The sequence below is a fragment of the Alcanivorax quisquiliarum genome (assembly GCF_023051175.1).
GTDB lineage: Bacteria > Pseudomonadota > Gammaproteobacteria > Pseudomonadales > Alcanivoracaceae > Isoalcanivorax > Isoalcanivorax quisquiliarum.
In genome coordinates this window covers 101,259-117,278 of sequence record NZ_JALKII010000002.1, presented here as the reverse complement: position 1 = coordinate 117,278, position 16,020 = coordinate 101,259, and the positions used below count along the sequence as shown (strand labels likewise).

Annotated in this window: 9 protein-coding genes; 6 read left to right on the top strand and 3 right to left on the bottom strand. The window is 63.3% G+C overall.

The genetic code is table 11. From position 1 onward, the window contains the following. The first annotated feature begins 130 nt into the window (after positions 1–130). From MU846_RS03555 to recD, 5 genes are all read left to right on the top strand, one after another. Entirely contained in the window at positions 131–778 is a 648-nt protein-coding gene (locus MU846_RS03555) for a thiol:disulfide interchange protein DsbA/DsbL (RefSeq protein WP_246948496.1), read from the top strand. Between the two features lie 57 nt (positions 779–835). After that, positions 836–1,750, top strand: coding sequence for an endonuclease/exonuclease/phosphatase family protein (locus MU846_RS03550; protein WP_371738543.1), 915 nt, complete (start codon positions 836–838; stop codon positions 1,748–1,750). 60 nt (positions 1,751–1,810) lie between these two features. Continuing rightward, a complete protein-coding gene (recC, locus tag MU846_RS03545; protein WP_246948495.1) occupies positions 1,811–5,128 on the top strand; it encodes an exodeoxyribonuclease V subunit gamma in 3,318 nt (1,105 codons plus the stop codon). Next, positions 5,121–8,645 (top strand): exodeoxyribonuclease V subunit beta, encoded by a 3,525-nt coding sequence (gene recB, locus MU846_RS03540; RefSeq protein ID WP_246948491.1) that lies wholly within the window; start codon positions 5,121–5,123, stop codon positions 8,643–8,645. Before recC ends, recB begins: the two co-directional genes overlap by 8 nt. A 270-nt stretch (positions 8,646–8,915) precedes the next feature. Next, complete coding sequence (gene recD / locus MU846_RS03535) at positions 8,916–10,757, top strand: exodeoxyribonuclease V subunit alpha (protein WP_246948487.1); 1,842 nt, start codon at positions 8,916–8,918, stop codon at positions 10,755–10,757. A 221-nt stretch (positions 10,758–10,978) separates the two neighbouring features. Here recD and MU846_RS03530 read toward each other — a convergent pair whose 3' ends face one another. Both MU846_RS03530 and MU846_RS03525 read right to left on the bottom strand, forming a co-directional pair. Beyond that, a complete protein-coding gene (locus MU846_RS03530) occupies positions 10,979–11,329 on the bottom strand; it encodes a YebG family protein (protein WP_246948486.1) in 351 nt (116 codons plus the stop codon). Between the two features lie 184 nt (positions 11,330–11,513). Then, positions 11,514–12,512: a DUF72 domain-containing protein gene (locus MU846_RS03525; protein WP_246948485.1), complete on the bottom strand. Its 999-nt coding sequence runs from the start codon at positions 12,510–12,512 to the stop codon at positions 11,514–11,516. A gap of 586 nt (positions 12,513–13,098) precedes the next feature. Between MU846_RS03525 and MU846_RS03520 the strand changes: the two genes are divergently transcribed. Next, the gene (locus tag MU846_RS03520) at positions 13,099–14,472 is read left to right on the top strand and encodes an alanine/glycine:cation symporter family protein (protein WP_246948483.1); all 1,374 of its coding nucleotides are present in this window, start codon (positions 13,099–13,101) and stop codon (positions 14,470–14,472) included. Positions 14,473–14,520: 48 nt separating this feature from the next. On the opposite strand, the gene MU846_RS03515 is transcribed toward MU846_RS03520, so the two are convergent. Continuing rightward, on the bottom strand, positions 14,521–15,876 hold the full coding sequence (locus tag MU846_RS03515; RefSeq protein WP_246948481.1) for a deoxyguanosinetriphosphate triphosphohydrolase: 1,356 nt from the start codon (positions 15,874–15,876) through the stop codon (positions 14,521–14,523). Between the last annotated feature and the right edge of the window lie 144 nt (positions 15,877–16,020).

Below are 16,020 nucleotides of genomic sequence, written 5' to 3'. Positions count from 1 at the left end.
TGTTGTTTCTGATACTGCAATCCGGCCCCCACTTGTTGCAAAAATCGTATATCCTGCCGTTTTGGGGAGCATTCAGCCGCTGCGCTGGTCAAAGGCTCCAGTGGCAGACATCACACGAGGAGAATTGCGGATGTTGCGAGTTCTTGCCGGGGCGGCGGTTTTGCTGAGCGCCCTGACCAGTGGCACAGCATTGGCCCAAGTGCTAGCAAATGGCCAGTCATTTGTTGAAGGGCAGCATTACCAGACCCTGAAAGAGCCGGTTGGCGTGATAGATCCTGACAAGATCGAGGTACGCGAATTCTTTTTTTACGGCTGCCCGGCGTGCTACGCCGTAGAGCCCTATGCCGTCGCCTGGGAGCAGTCCGCCGGTGAGGATGTGAATTTCGTGCGCTCGCCAATCCTGTTCATTCGGGGTGCCGAGCCATTGGCGCGCGCCTATTACATTGCCGAGGCGAAAGGCATTATCGGTGAGGTGCATGGCCCGCTGTTCGATGCCATCCACAAACACCGCGAAGCGTTATTCTCGGCGGATTCACTGGCGGCTTTTTTCGAGAAATTCGATGTGCCGCGTGAGGAATTCAACGAACTGTATTCCTCCTTCGGTGTCTCTACCAAAGTGCGGCAGGCCGATACTGCATCGCGGGATTATCGCCTCACCGGCGTGCCGTCGTTCACGGTAAACGGCAAGTACGTCGTGTTGCGCACTAACCTTCGTAATGATACCGAGACATTCCAGGTGATAGATTATCTGGTCAATCGGGAGCGCAGCGCACGCTAACCGCTGTATGACAGGCGCTGGGGGCCGCACCGGCCCACAGCGCTGGCAGGTATTATCTTGAAGACACAGACCTTCGGAACACCGACAACCCGCATCGAGCCAATGGCAAAGGCGCCGGCCCGCAAGGGCTTCTCGCTGGTGCGAGAGGGGCTGCGGCGCCGAACTCGCCAGCCGAGCATGATCGAGCTGCCAGATGATCGGCTGAAGCTGCTGAGCTTCAATATCCAGGCCGGCATTGGCACCAGCAAATTCAGTGATTACATCACGGGCAGCTGGAAGCATCTGGTGGCGCACCCGGAAAGCGTGGACAATATCCAGCGCATCGCCGAAGTGCTGCGCGAATACGACATGGTTGCCTTGCAGGAAGTCGATGGCGGCAGCCTGCGCTCGAAATTTCTCAACCAGCTGGTGCACCTGGCATCGCTGGCGGATTTCCCCTTCTGGCACCAGCAGCTCAATCGCAACCTGGGCCGGCTCGGGCAGTTCAGCAACGGTCTGCTCAGCCGTGTGGTGCCTTATCATGTGGAAGATCACCGACTGCCCGGCCTGCCGGGGCGCGGCGCTTTTATCGTCAAATACGGCCACCCGGCGATGCCGTTGGTGGTGGTGGGTGTGCATCTGGCGCTGGGCGGCAAACACCGCAATGCGCAGCTGGCTTACCTGAGCAAGCTGCTGCGGGAGTATCGCTACGTGGTCATCATGGGGGATTTCAACTGCCTGCCGGAGCAGCTGTTGAACTCACCGCTGGCCGAGCTGGATTTGCGGCTGATGGACGGCGAGCATCGCACTTATCCGAGCTGGGCGCCGGAAAAGCATCTGGATCATATTCTGGTCAGCAGTGGCTTGCAGGCGGTGCAGACCGAAGTGCTGGAGAGCTGCCTGCTCTCGGATCACCTGCCGGTGGCCACCGAGATTCTGGTGCCCGATGATGTGCGGGCCGCAAGCCTGCTGCCACTGCCTCCGGGCCGCTGACAGCACCCTGGGCAAGCGCCAGATATCCATAACAAGATAACGCCGGCTTACGGATCGCTGATGCATTACCTTTACCAGTCCAACCGCCTGGAAGACCTGGCGGCAATGCTTGCTGCACTGTTGCGCTCGCAACCACCAGAGCCACTGGCGGCGGAGCCGATTCTGGTACACAGCCCCGGTATGGCCACCTGGCTGCGGCTGTCCCTTGCCAGGGATCTGGGCATCGCCGCGAACCTGGAATTTCCGCTGCCCTCCTCCTTTTTCTGGAAGCTGCATCGCCAGCTGCACCCGGAACTGCCCGAGCAATCCGCCTGGAGCAAGGAGGGCATGTTATGGCATTTGCTGGCGCTGCTGCCGCAGATGCTGGTACAGCCGGACGGTGCACCACTGGCCGAATACCTGCATGACGACCGTCCGTTACGGCGGTTTCAACTATGTCAGCAGATTGCCGATCTGTTTGACCAGTATCTGGTTTATCGCCCGGCCTGGATGACCGCATGGGAGCGGGGCGAGATTGAGAATGTACCGCCGCAACGCCGCTGGCAGCCGCTGTTGTGGCAGCAGCTGGCAGCCCGTATTCGCGCTCAGGCGCCGGGTGACCTGCACCGTGGCGAATTGATGGATGCCGATACCTTGGCCACCCGGCTGAAGCAAGCCAGGCTGCCGCAGCGTGTCTGCCTGTTCGGGCCGACCACGCAGCCCGCTGCACAGCTCCAGGCGCTGGGCGTGTTGGGTGATCATGTCGATGTGCATCTGTTCCTGCTCAATCCGAGCCAGGAATACTGGGGCCATGTGCAAAGTGACCGCCAGCTGGCGCGGCGCCGTGTCGAGGCGTTGCAGCGCGGTGAAACATGGGAGGCTCTGCCTGACGAAACCGGCAACCCGCTGCTGGCATCACTGGGCGGGCAGGGCCGCGAGCTGCTGGAGCTTCTGCTGGGCGGCTTGTGGCCGCAAACCCAGGATATCGACAGTTTTACAGCGCCGAGCGAGACGACACTGCTGGGGCAAGTGCAAGCAGATATCTTTCATCTGCGTGATGGCCGTGAAGCACCGCGTGCTCCGGCACAGCACAATATCCAGCTGCACGACTGCCACAGCCCGATGCGCGAGGTAGAAGTGCTGCACGACCGGCTATTGGCGCTGTTTCAGGCGCAGCCTGATCTGCAACCTCGTGATGTGGTGGTGATGATGCCCCAGGTCAGCGACTACGCGCCGCTGATCGAAGCCGTGTTCGGCGCCGAGGGCAGCGGCGCGCCCGTTATTCCCTGGGCCATCGCCGATCGCAGTCTGGCCGAGGAGGCGCCGGTGCTGCGCGCCTTCCTGCAACTGTTGCAGCCGCGCCTGAGCCGCTTTACTGCCAACGAAGTGATGGATCTGCTCGATGTCGCGCCGCTGCGCGAGCGATTCGGTTTCAGTGTCGATGATTTGCCACTGCTGCGTAGCTGGATAGAACAGGCGCAGATCCGCTGGGGGCTGGATGGCAAACATCGCGAACGGCTGGGCTTGCCGGGCTTTACCGAAAACAGCTGGGCCGCCGGCTTGCAGCGGCTGCTGCTGGGCGTGGCCATGGGCGAAGGTGAAGCGCTCTGGCAAGGCATCGCCAGCCTGCCGGGGCTGACGCAAGGGCAGGCCGAACTGGCCGGCAAGCTGGCCTGGTGCCTGCATCAGTTGCAGCGTTTCGATAGCGCCGTGAATAGCCCGTGCAGCGCTGTGGATTGGCAGGCGCGGCTGAACCAGTTATTGGACGATTGCTTTCAGAGCGATGCTGCCTGGCAAGCCGAGCTGGACCAGCTGCGCGCCGCGCTGGATTCTTTTGCGCGCTCGGCGTCGGCGGCGCTGGGTGATGCACCGCTGGATGTCGATATGGTGCAAAGCTGGCTGCGACAGCAACTTTCCGGCAGTGCTGGTGGCCAGCGTTTTCTCGCCGGCCGGGTGAATTTTTGCACGCTGATGCCGATGCGCAGTGTGCCGTTTCGTGTCGTTTGCCTGCTGGGTATGCAGGATGAAGCTTACCCGCGCCCTGAGCAGCCGGCCGGCCACGATCTGATGCGCCTGCAACCGCTGCCGGGGGATCGCTCACGGCGTGCGGAAGATCGCTACCTGTTTCTGGAGGCGCTGCTCTCGGCGCGGGATCAGCTGTTCATTTCCTGGTGCGGCCGCGATAGCCGCGACAACAGTGAGCGCCCGCCGTCTGTGGTGCTGGCGGAATTGACCGATTATCTCGATCAGGCATTCGAGACAGAGGCAGGCAACGGCACGCCCTTGTCGAAGCTGCTCACCATCGAGCACCCGTTGCAGCCGTTCAGCGCCCGCTATTTCGATGGTGCCGATGCCGGGTTGTTTTCATACTCGCAATTGTGGCGCGATGTGGCTGCCGGCCCGGACGCCGCACCGGCATCTGGCACCACGGCATTGCCGAGCGACGACCTGCCGGAGCGGCTGCTGGCACCGGGGATCGCCGAGCTTGCACGTTTCCTGCGTAACCCGGCGCGCACTTTTCTTGAGCAGCGGCTGGGCGTCTTCCTCGGCACCAGTGATGAGTCGCTGGAAGATGATGAGCCATTTGCGGCCACCGGGCTGGATACCTGGCAGTTGGAACAGGATGTGCTGGAGCATACGCTGGCTGGCGAAGATCGGAGCGATCTGTTGGCGCGCTGGCAGGCGCGGGGGCAATTGCCGCCGGGCGAGGCCGGGCAGCGCTTCTTGCAGGAACATGTGGAGGCAGCAGAGGAGCACGCGCATCGGGTGCAGGCGCTGTGGCACAAGGGCGAAGTATTGGGCATCCAGCCTTATTTCATTCAGGAACCGGCCGGCACCAGCGGGGCAGATGCAGTGACACTCGCCGGCCATCTGACCGATATTACCGGCGCCGGCTGGCAGGCACGCAATGCCTCGCGCCTGTTTCGCGAAGCACCGAAAAAGGCGGCGCTGCTGAGCGCGTCACGGGCAACGCCGAAGGTGCGGCATCTGCTGCCTTACTGGCTGACGCACCTGGTGCTCAACACCCTGACGCTGCCGGAGCCGGCGCGCATCAGCACGTTGTTCTTCCGCGACGTGCAACTGCGTTTACTGGCGCTTGCACAGGCCGATGCCGAGGCGCATTTGCGCACTATCTTGCGTGCCTACCGGCATGGGCTTGAGACACCGCTGACGTTCCTGCCGCAGAGCGGCTGGGCCGCACTGTTGTACCCGGATGAACCGGCCCGGCTGGCGGTGGAGCTGCTGGGCACCGAGCGCAGCGCCGGCGAGGCCAGCGACCCGGCAGTGAGGCGGCTGTTCCCCCACTTTGATGACGCCTTGTATGCCGCGTTTGCGCGAGCAGGCGAGCGGTTGCTGGCGCCGCTGCGAGCGGCGGCCGAGGTGCTGCCCTATGACTGACATGCAGCCGCTTGATCTGCGCACCCTTGATCTGCACGGCCTGAATCTGATCGAAGCCAGCGCCGGCACCGGCAAGACATTTTCCATCGCCGCGCTGTATCTGCGACTGGTGCTGGGCATCGGTCGTGCACCGTTGCCGGTGGAAAATATCCTCGTGGTCACGTTTACCCGTGCGGCGGTGGCCGAGCTGCGCGGCCGTGTGCGCCAGCGGCTGGTAGAGGCCCGACAACTGTTCCAGCACGGCGTAACTGATGATGCATTTGAGCAGTTTTTGCTCGCGGAGATACCGCAAAAGCAAGCCACCGCCTTGCTGGATCGAGCGCTTACCAGCCTCGACAACGCCGCCATTTTTACCATTCACGGATTCTGCCAGCGGCTGTTGCGTGAATACGCGCTGGATCTGGGTGCGCCGCTTGAAGCCGAGTTCATCGAAGATGAAAGCCGATTGACAGAGCAGGCCGTGGCTGACGTGTGGCGCAGCAATGTTTACGCCGGTAGCACCCTGCGCGACGGCCTGTTGCGCACCTTCGAAACACCACAGGGTTTGCATGAGGCACTGCGCCCGGTGCTGCGTAGCCCGCGTCCGCAGCTGGAGCCGGCGGTGTCCGTCGAGCGCTATCTGAAGCAGCTGCGTGAATACGATGCGCTGCTGGAAGATTTGCGCCTGGCGTGGCAGACACACGGGCCGGTGGTCAGCAAACATCTGCAAACTGCCTGCGCCGACAAAGTGTTCGAAGGCCGCAAGCTCCAATGGCGCTGGTTGCAACCGGCCTTGCGTCAGCTGGATGAATGGGCAGCAGGCCAGCGGCAAACGCCTGTGGCACGGGACAGCAGCGGCAAGCTGCAAAGCGGCCGACTGTTCCCCGAAAGCTTGTATGCCGCGGCCAGGGATGAGCGCCGTGTGGACGTGCCCAACCACGATGTGCTGGCGTTGCTGCCTGAGATTGTCGAGCGCGAAGCGCAGGCGCCAGCGCTTGCGCGTGCGGCGTTGCTTGCCGAGATGCGCGATCAGGTGCTCACCCGTGTGCACCAGCTCAAGGGGCTGTCCGGCGCACGCGGCATGGATGATCTGCTCGGCGATGTAGCAGGCGCTTTGGCCGGCCCATTGGGCGAGATGCTCGCGCATCAGGTCAGCGAGCGCTATCCGGTGGCACTGGTGGATGAGTTCCAGGACACCGATCCGTTGCAGTACGACATCTTTCGCCGCGTGTATTACCAGCGCGATGGCGCGGCGCTGTTCATGATCGGTGATCCCAAGCAGGCGATTTATCGTTTTCGAGGCGCGGATATTCATGCCTATCTGGCAGCGGCCCGAGACTGCGATCCGGGGCGGCGCTTTACGCTGGGCACCAACTGGCGCTCCAGCACGCCGATGGTCGCCGCCGTGAACAAGCTGTTCGTTGAGCATGACGATCCGTTCCTGATTGATGGCATCGGCTTTCATGTCGTCGAGGCAGCCGCCAAGGCCGATAAAACTCCGCTGCACACCACGGCACGCCGCGCCGCGCTGACCTTGGTGCTGGCTGATCCCGAGCAGGCCGGGCTGGCCAACAACAAGGGCGATGCCCAGCACTGGCAGGCAAGCTGGATTGCTGGGGAAATCAGCCAACTGCTACGGCAGGCAGTCGCCGGCGAGGCGCAGCTCGGTGAACGGCCACTCCAGGCAGGCGATATCGCCGTGCTGGTGCGCGGCCACAACGAAGCGCGGCAAGTGAGGCTGGCTCTCGCCGAGCATGGCCTTGGCTGTGTTTACCGGGGGCGGCAAAGCGTGTTCGCCACCGCTCTGGCGGGCGATCTGGAGCAACTGCTCGCCGCGCTGGTCGAGCCGGAGAACGAATTACTGGTGCGCAGCGCGTTGGGCACGGCCCTGGTGGGTATTGATCCGGGCGCCTTGTATCAGCGTTTCAACACCCCTGCCCAATGGCAGCGCACGCTGGAAGATTTTCGCGAACTGGGCGACCTCTGGCGCAGCCAGGGCGTGCTGCCCGCACTATACCGGTTGTTCGGCCAGGAGCAGTTGCTGGTACGCCTGCGGGCGAGTGACGAAGGTGAGCGACACGTTACCGATCTGCTGCACTTGTGCGAGCTGTTGCAGCAGGCAGCTGGCGCGCAGGGCGGCCCTCGTGAGCTACTGCACTGGTACGCACGCCAGCGTCAGCAGCAGTTGGAAGATGACACCCGCCAGCTGCGGCTGGAAAGCGAAGACAATCTGGTCAAAGTGGTCACCATCCACACTAGCAAGGGCTTGCAGTACCCGGTGACGTTTGTCGCCGGCATGTGGAATGCGCCCTCGCGTGCCGGCCGGGATATCAGCTACTACGACGCAGACACGGGCGCCCCCTGCCTGGCAATGGATGCCGAGAGCCTGCTGGACGAATCGCGCGTCACCGAGCTGCGGCAGGCATCTCGCCGGGAGCAGCTGGGTGAAGACATGCGCCTGTTGTATGTGGCGCTGACCCGCAGCGTGCACCGTTGTTATGTGATGCTGGCGCCGGTAGGCAAGGGGCTTGCCGACGCGGCCGTGCACCACTTGCTGGGCCTGGGGGCGGAGGCCACTGGTGCAGATGACTATCGGGCGCGTCTGGCTGAACTGCGCGACAATGACACGCTGGACTGGACAGACGAACCCCCCGCAGCCGGCTGGGCTGCGCCGGCACCCGCAACGGCACCGCCGTTGGCGGCCCGCGTCTTTTCCGGGCAGATTGCAGATCACTGGCGCCTCACCAGCTACACCGGCCTGACGCGAGAGCTGGAGCATCCACAGGCCGAGCACTTCGAGCCGGCGGAAATCGCCGCGCCGCAACCGGCGACGGCAACACACACCATTCACAATTTCCCTCGGGGTGCGGCAGCAGGCATCTGCCTGCACGGCATATTCGAGCGTCTGGATTGCCGGGCCGGCAACAACGCCCCGGCGGCGATGATTGCCGCGCAGCTGGCGCGCCATGGCTTTGATGAAGCCTGGGTGCCGGTATTGCAGCAGATGGTGGCACACACCCTGGCCGCGCCGCTGGCCGATGGCGAGCCCCGGCTGATGGATGCTCAGGCCACCGCCATCGAAATGGAATTCATGCTGCCGCTGGGCACCCTGAATGCCGCAGCACTGGAGCAGGCGATTGATATCCTGCCGGCCAGCCAGCCCCGCCCGGCGCTGCACTTCAGAGACGTGGCGGGAATGCTGCGCGGTTTTATCGATCTGGTATTTCGCGCCAATGGCCGCTTTTATGTAGCGGACTACAAGAGCAACTGGCTTGGGCACAGTGCCGAGGATTACCACGCCGGCGCGCTCGACGCGGCGATGGCCGAGCACCGGTATGATGTGCAGGCGATGCTGTACGCCGTAGCCCTGCATCGGCACCTGCGCCGCACCTTGCCCGATTACGATCCGGCACAACATTTCGGCGGGGTTGGTTACCTGTTCCTGCGGGGCATCCAGCCCGAGGGCGGCGGCATCTGGTTCCACCGGCCGAGCCCCGCGTTGCTGGCGTGCCTGGATCAACTGCTAGGACAACCATGAGTGACGGCCTGGCAAAGCATGGGAAACAGCGGTGAAAGGCGAGGCCACCGTGAGCGGGATGAAGCGGTACGACAGCCCTGACCGGGGCGACAGCCGTGCGTGCGGCCACCGCCTTGCTCGAAAAGGCAGCGGGGCGAGGAAGGCAGCCATGAATGGAGAAACAGCTCCGAGCGGAAAACAGCCATGAGCGGAAAAAGGCCATGAGCGGAATAACAGCCGTGAGCGAGATACAGCCGTGAGCAAAAAAGCAGCCGTGAGCGACAAGCAGCCATGAGCGAAAATACAGCCCTGAGCGAAAATACAGTCGCCCGCACCGCGCTTGGCTGGCTTGAAAGCCGCGCCGGGCGCGGCCTGCTGCGGCCCCTCGACGTGGCGCTGGCGCAGCTGGTGGCAGCCCATGCGCCGGATGACGAAGCCGTGTGGCTGGTGGCACTGGTCAGCTATCTCGGCGCGCAGGGGCACGTTTGCCTGGACCTGTCGGCGCCGCCTGCACAACCCTTCGACAGCACAGACTGCCCCTGGCGGCCCCCGGCCACGGCGCCCGCGCCCGATGGCGTGGTGCTCGGTGCGCCCGGCGATAACACGCCGCTGATCATTGATGGCACGCGGCTTTATCTGGCGCGCCATTATGATGCCGAGGGCCGCGTCGCCGCTGCCGTGCGCAGCCGCCTGGCGCTGTGCGATATCCCTACAGGCGCCGCAGGCCGGCTGGCCGGCATATTGTTTCCGCCACCCGCTGAGGGCGATATCGATTGGCAATGTGTGGCCGCGATCAACTGCGTGTTGCACCGTTTCGGCATCATCACCGGCGGGCCGGGCACGGGCAAAACCTGGACGGTCACCCGGATGCTGGCACTGCACCTGCTGCTGGCGAACGAGCAAGCGCCCGATGAACCGCTGCCGCGCATTCGCATGGCAGCGCCCACCGGCAAGGCCGCGGCCCGGCTGACAGAATCCCTGCGTGCCACGCTGCCCTCGCTGCCGCTGCCGGACGCCTTGAGTGCGGCACTGCCCGCCGAGGCGGTCACCGTGCATCGCCTGCTGGGCGCCGGCCGAGATGGCCGCCCGCGTTACCATGCCGGGCGCCTGCTGCCCGCCGATATCGTGGTGATAGATGAAGCGTCGATGATTGATCTGGGCCTGATGACACAGCTGGTGGCCGCGTTGCCGGAGCACGCCTGCCTGTATCTGATCGGCGATCGTGACCAGCTGGCCTCGGTGGAGGCGGGCAGTGTATTCGCCGATCTGTGCGGCCAGGGCGGCGGCGATTTTTCCCCGGCGCTGGCGGCGCGGCTCGAACAGGAAGGTGTCAGGGTTACCGCCAACAACGGGCAGCAGAGCATTGTCGACGATCACGTCACCCGGCTGGCCCGCGTGCATCGCTTTGATGATGCCTCCGGCATCGCCCGGTTGGCGGATGCGGTGCGGCGCGGCGATACCCGGGCTGTGCATGCCTTGCGTGAGCACCCCCCGGTGGATATCCGCTGGGCTGCCCCGGATCGTGCTGCGCTGATCCAGCACGCCGTTGAACACCTGACGCCGATGCTTGCGCTGGCCGTCGAGGGTGCGCCCGCCGAGGAGGTGCTGGAAGCCTTTGTCCGCTTCCGCATCCTGTGCGCTTTACGCCGTGGGCCATGGGGTGCGGAACAGATCAATGCACAGATCAGCCGCGCCCTGCGCCGTAACGGTCTGGCGAGTGCGGCATCGTGGTACCCCGGTCGGGCGGTATTGCTGACACGCAATGACTGGTCGCTGGGCCTGTTCAATGGCGATGCCGGGGTGGCCGTGATCGATCCGGCGGAGGGCCAACTAAAGGTGGCTTTTCTGGCGCCGGACGGGCAAATCCGTTTCGTGCCGCCGGTGCGCCTGCCCACCTTTGAAGATTGCTGGGCGATGACGATCCACAAAAGCCAGGGCAGCGAATTCGATCATGTCGCACTGGTGCTACCCGAGAGTGACAGCCCGGTGTTGAGCCGCGAGCTGGTGTATACGGGGATTACCCGTGCTCGGAAGCAGTTGCTGATGGTGGGGGATACCCGCTTGCTGAGCACAGCGGTGCAAAAAAATATTGCGCGTACTACAGGCCTGGCGCAGCAACTCGCGGTGAAGTGATTTCAGGTTGGCCAGGTTCGGATGCCGACTTGCTGCACCTGCTTTCTGTTCTCTGTACACCACACGCCACACGCCACACGCCATATTTCGCTTCACTCCCGGCTTTGAATAGGGGGGGCGCGAGTGTAGCCAGTGTGTGGAGCGCTTTAGCGCAGGTGTTGCCAATGGGCAACAGCCCCGGCTCAAGGCCGGGGCAATGGCAGGGCTGATGCTTCCGGGTGTCAGGATGCCTGCTGTTGCAGCGCTTTTTCCTGTGTGGCGCTCTCCGCTGATGCATCACTTTGCGGCTGTAGCACAACAGCGTCGCCCGTGTCGTCTTGTGGTGCCGGCTCAAGCTCTGCCAGGGCATCCACCGGGCCACGGAATGCCTTGGCAAATACTGCCCGGTTCCTGGCCATGAAGATGCCCAGCTCTTCTCCTTGCTGCTCGCTCAGTGAGGGTACGGCTGTTTGCAGCACTTCACGCAGTGCTTCGGCCAGCTCAAGCATTTTGTCGTGGCGATCTGCTTCGGCTTTATCCATGAAAAGTTGCCCCGGATCGCGGGAGCTGCGGTATACCACTTCGACGGCCATTCATTACCTCTGCGCCTTCCCGATTAAATGATAACTGTACAAATGGACAGTGTCGTAAGCATAACGTGGTTGCCCGGCAATGCAAAGCGGGCAGTGCGTGGACGGTTCTGTTTAACGGCCAAGTTCGGACGGTCAGGCTCAAATGGCCAGGCGCACCAAACGGCGGCGCCTGGGCGGGCAGTGGTCAACGAGTGGCGAGGATGGCGTGCGCCAGGGCGATGGCCGAGAGCGGCGAGCAGCCTTCGGCCTTGTTGCTCAGGGTTACATAGGCGCGTTGGCCCGCGCCGACGGTGCCGGCGATCACGCGTGCCAGCGCGGCGCGGGTCTCCGGGTCGGGGTCTATCAGCTTGTTGTAGGGGCTGTATTGCGCGTGGGCTTCTTCGTAGCCGTAGGCGCCGTGCACGGGATTGAGATTCCAGCGGCACACCAGCGGGCCGGGCCACAGGGCGCGCAAGATGGGTAGCTGTTCGCTGATAGGCGGCATCTTTGCGTGCAGGCCGAGGCAGTAGGTGGCGCCAGTGTCGCGCAGTGCGGCAATGAATTCGGTGGTGAGCCACTCCGGGTCGCGTACCTCGACGGCGATCACTGCCTCCGGTGCGTGCGCCTGCAACGCGGGCAGGCTTGCCAGCAGCCGATGCAGTTGCGCGATCAGGCGTGGCATTTGTTTGAGCCAGCTGCCGGGCAGCGGGCTGATCTGGAACACCAGCGCGCCGAGCTTGTTGCCCAGCCCGGCCAGTGCTGGCTCGATGAAGGTGCTGGCGGCGGCTTCTTCGCTGAGAAACGCCGGATTGGCTTCGAGGGCTTTGCCATCGCCGCTGCGCAGCTGGGCATCGGTCACCAGGCTGGGTGCCTTGATAACGAAACGAAAATCCGCGGGCACCTGAGCGGCGTAGCGAGAGTATTGCTCTGTGGTGAGCGGTTTGTAGAAACCGCGATCCACGCCGACGGTGCGAAACAGCGGGTGCGCCGCATAGGCGCTCAGGCCGTCGCGAGAGAGCTGCGCTTCGCTGTAGAGCCGGTCCCACACCAGCGTGGCCCAGCCGGGATAATGCCAGGAAGAAGTGCCCAGCCGGAGTGTGTCAGGCAATTGTTGCGCAAGCGCGGCCAGTTGGGCGCCTTGACTGGCCGGACGTACGCTGCCCTCGGCAGGTGCCTCGTCTAAGGAGAACAGTGAATCCTGCATAATTGCTCAAACCTTTACCGCGCCAGTGGCGGAGCGTGGATAGCCACGCAGTACAGGGGGGGGGGCGCTGTGGCCCGTGGGTGGATTACCGCCACGGGCGAGGCGCTGTTCAGCCGATATCTGAAGACAGGATAACGTCCTCACGCAGGAGTCGGCCAGACGATGCAGATCGGATGCGGCGCCGGGGTTGGCGAGCGCTTGCAAAGAGGGCTGAAAACGATGTTGAGACCGGGCTGTGGGACGGCTAGTGCCAGCTTGGCGTCGGCCGGCACCAGTAGCTAGACAGGCGGGGGCGGTTGAAGGATTTGAAGGTAAAGGAATACGGCAGTGGCGAAAATTGACCGGGACAAATAAAAATAATGTCGCTGCCGGTGACGATCGAGAGCAAGCCTTCCGGGAGGGGCAGCTACTTTTGTCCAGCCGTTTCGGGAGAGGCAGCGAAAGGCTGTTCCAGTAACCACTGGCACCGACATAAAAGCGATCTCGGGGGTGACGTGAGCGCCTGCGAGGCGCATTCTTGGCGGCTTGGGGATTCAACGTCAATCAGAGCGCGAACGAGCCTGGCGGCTCGCTGGGGAGGTAACGCATGGTGCAACTGGAAGCGACGTTAAAAGCGATTAACGGATTCGTCTGGGGGCCGTATCTGCTGGTGCCGCTGCTGTTGCTGACGGGTCTGTATCTGACGGTGCGGCTGGGCGGTTTGCAGTTTCGGGTGATGGGGCACGCATTCTGGCTGGCCTTCATACACCGCAAGGAAAAAGGGGATGTGCCCGGGGATGTATCGCATTACCAGGCGTTGGCCACTGCCCTGGCGGCTACGGTCGGTGTTGGCAATATCGCCGGTGTTGCAATTGCCATCGGTACTGGCGGGCCGGGTGCGTTGTTCTGGATGTGGATTACCGGCCTGGCGGGGATGGCGACCAAGTATTCCGAAGCACTGCTCGGCGTCAAGTATCGCCGCACTGATGCGCGGGGCGAGCAGACTGGCGGACCGATGAATTATCTGGCATTCGGCGTAGGCGGCCGGCTTGGCCGGACGCTGGGAGCGGCGTTCGCGGTGTTCGGCATTATTGCCTCGTTTGGTATCGGCAATATGGTGCAGGCCAATACCGCAGCAGACCAGCTTGCCAGCACTTGGCAGATTGATCACGCTCAGACCGGAATACTGTTGGCGCTGGCGACAGGGGCGGTGATCCTGGGTGGCATTCGCAGTATCGGCCGGTTTGCCGCTGCGGTGGTGCCGGTGATGATCGTGCTTTACATCCTCGCCGCTCTGACAGTGCTGGTGGTATTTGCCGAGCGGTTGCCGGGTGCACTGCTGATGGTGTTTCGTGATGCTTTTACAGGCAGCGCAGCGGCAGGGGGTTTTCTCGGTGCCAGTGTGCTGATCGCTATCCAGATGGGTGTGGCACGCGGCATCTTCTCTAATGAATCGGGCCTGGGTACTGGCGCGATTGCCGCAGCAGCGGCGAAGACCAGCCAGCCGGTGAGGCAGGCGATGGTTTCCATGACGCAAACGTTCACCGATACGCTGATCATGGTCACTTTGACCGCGTTGGCGCTGATTGTGACCGGCGCCTGGAGCGAGCCGGGCCTGCGTGGCGCGCCGATGACAGCCTGGGCGCTCGAGCAGGGGCTTGGCAGTGGCTGGGGCACCTATGTCGTCACCGTGGGCGTGCTGGTTTACGCCTATACATCCATGCTGGGTTGGAGCTATTACGGTGAGCGTTGCCTGGAAAGCCTGTGGGGGCGCCGTGCGGTATTTCCCTATCGCGTGTTGTTCGCCGTGCTGGCGTATGTGGGCTGTGTGCTGTCGCTGGAAGCAGTGTGGACATTCTCCGATATTGCCAACGGGCTGATGGCCCTGCCGAACCTGGTCGGGCTGCTGTTGTTATCCGGTGTCGTCGTGCGCGAGACGCGCATTTACATGGCGCGCGAGGATTGGAGGCGGGTCGATTGATGCCCGGCATGGCGCCCGTGCCGCAAGAGGGCGACGGGCGCCCGCTGGTCAGTAGCGCGTGACAGCCATGCCCGAGAATTGCTTGGCCAGATAGGTGGCGTAGTCATCTGTCATGCCGGCGAGAAAATCCAGGGCGCGCATCATGCATTGGTAAATGCGCTCGTTCTCCGGCAGTTGCGCAAGATTCGGCGGAAAGCTGTGCCGGCCCATCAGATCGATAATGCGCTGATGACGGTAATTGGAAGTGTCGTCACGAGCGTGGCTGGTGGCGGCTTCGATCAGGCTGTCGAGCAGCGTGCCGATCACCTCGAAGGCACCGATCTCAAGCTCGATCTTGCGCGGGTGTTCAAACACCTTGGTTTTTGCCAGCTGCTTGGCGTTCTCCACCACATTGTGAACGGCCGGCTCACAATGGGAGATCAGATCCCCGGCGAGGGTGCCGGCCAGCAGGCGGTCGTGGTTGGCCATAAAGGCTTCCACCCCGGCTTCGATGAAGCGTTCGATGATCTTGCCGCGCAGCAGCGCCGCCTTGCGGCCGACACGCATGTCCGAATGCAGCAGCGCCCGCACTTCTTCGCTGTCCGGGATGACTGGTGCGAGCAGCGCATGTACCTCGTCCCAGTGCAACAGATCCATTTCCAGACCGTCTTCCAGGTCAATGATGGCGTAGCAGAAATCGTCGGCGGCCTCGACCAGATAGGCCAGCGGGTGGCGGGCATGAATGCCGGGTGCCAGCGGCACCATGCCGGTAGCGGTGCACACTTCCTGAAATGCGGCTGCCTCGGCACGAAAGGCGCTGTATTTGTGCCGCCGGGGGCAATCATCGCGCTCGCTGACAGCCGACAACCACGGGTATTTCAAAAAGGCGCCCAGCGTAGCGTAAGTGAGCCGCATACCGTCGGCGTACTGGTGGTATTCGCTCTTGGTGAGGATGCGAAAGCCTTGCGCGTTACCTTCGAAGACGCGCAGATCACTGGCCTGCTCATCACTGAGCGGCGCGAGATAGCGGGCGCCGCGATCACCGAACCAGGCACGGATGGCGCGCTCGCCGGTGTGGCCGAAGGGCGGGTTGCCGATGTCGTGCGCGAGGCAAGCCGATTGCACGATATCGCCGAGATCCGTAGCGCTGGTGTGTTCTGGCAATAGGTGACGACGCTCCAGCCGTTCTCCGACGCGGATGCCCAACGTGCGGCCGACACAGGAAACTTCCAGCGAATGCGTCAGCCGATTGTGCACATGATCGTTGGTAGCCAGCGGGTGCACCTGAGTCTTGCGCGCCAGCCGCCGGAAGGCGCCGGAGAAGATGATCTTGTCGTGATCGCGAATGAACGCAGTGCGGCCGCTCTCGTCTTTCGGGCTACGCCCGCCAAGGCGGCCCTTGTTCAGCAGAATATGCCAGTCCATGCCGATTCCGTACTGTAGGTGAAGCTGCAATCTACCGGCCGGCGCGGCCCGACGCCAGTGGGCGCGCCGGGCTTGCGCGGCCGCGCCGCTCTCGCCACCGCCTGACGCTCGCTGCCGCGTAGGCGCGTCGGGAGCGCTCGGGTA

Excerpts from the sequence above, each read along its gene's own strand:
- MU846_RS03530 (WP_246948486.1), bottom strand. The coding sequence starts at position 11,329 with ATGGCCGTCGAAGTGGTATACCGCAGCTCCCGCGATCCGGGGCAACTT.
- MU846_RS03515 (WP_246948481.1), bottom strand. The coding sequence starts at position 15,876 with ATGGACTGGCATATTCTGCTGAACAAGGGCCGCCTTGGCGGGCGTAGC.
- recD (WP_246948487.1), top strand. The coding sequence starts at position 8,916 with ATGAGCGAAAATACAGCCCTGAGCGAAAATACAGTCGCCCGCACCGCG.
- MU846_RS03520 (WP_246948483.1), top strand. The coding sequence starts at position 13,099 with ATGGTGCAACTGGAAGCGACGTTAAAAGCGATTAACGGATTCGTCTGG.
- MU846_RS03525 (WP_246948485.1), bottom strand. The coding sequence starts at position 12,512 with ATGCAGGATTCACTGTTCTCCTTAGACGAGGCACCTGCCGAGGGCAGC.
- recB (WP_246948491.1), top strand. The coding sequence starts at position 5,121 with ATGACTGACATGCAGCCGCTTGATCTGCGCACCCTTGATCTGCACGGC.
- recC (WP_246948495.1), top strand. The coding sequence starts at position 1,811 with ATGCATTACCTTTACCAGTCCAACCGCCTGGAAGACCTGGCGGCAATG.
- MU846_RS03555 (WP_246948496.1), top strand. The coding sequence starts at position 131 with ATGTTGCGAGTTCTTGCCGGGGCGGCGGTTTTGCTGAGCGCCCTGACC.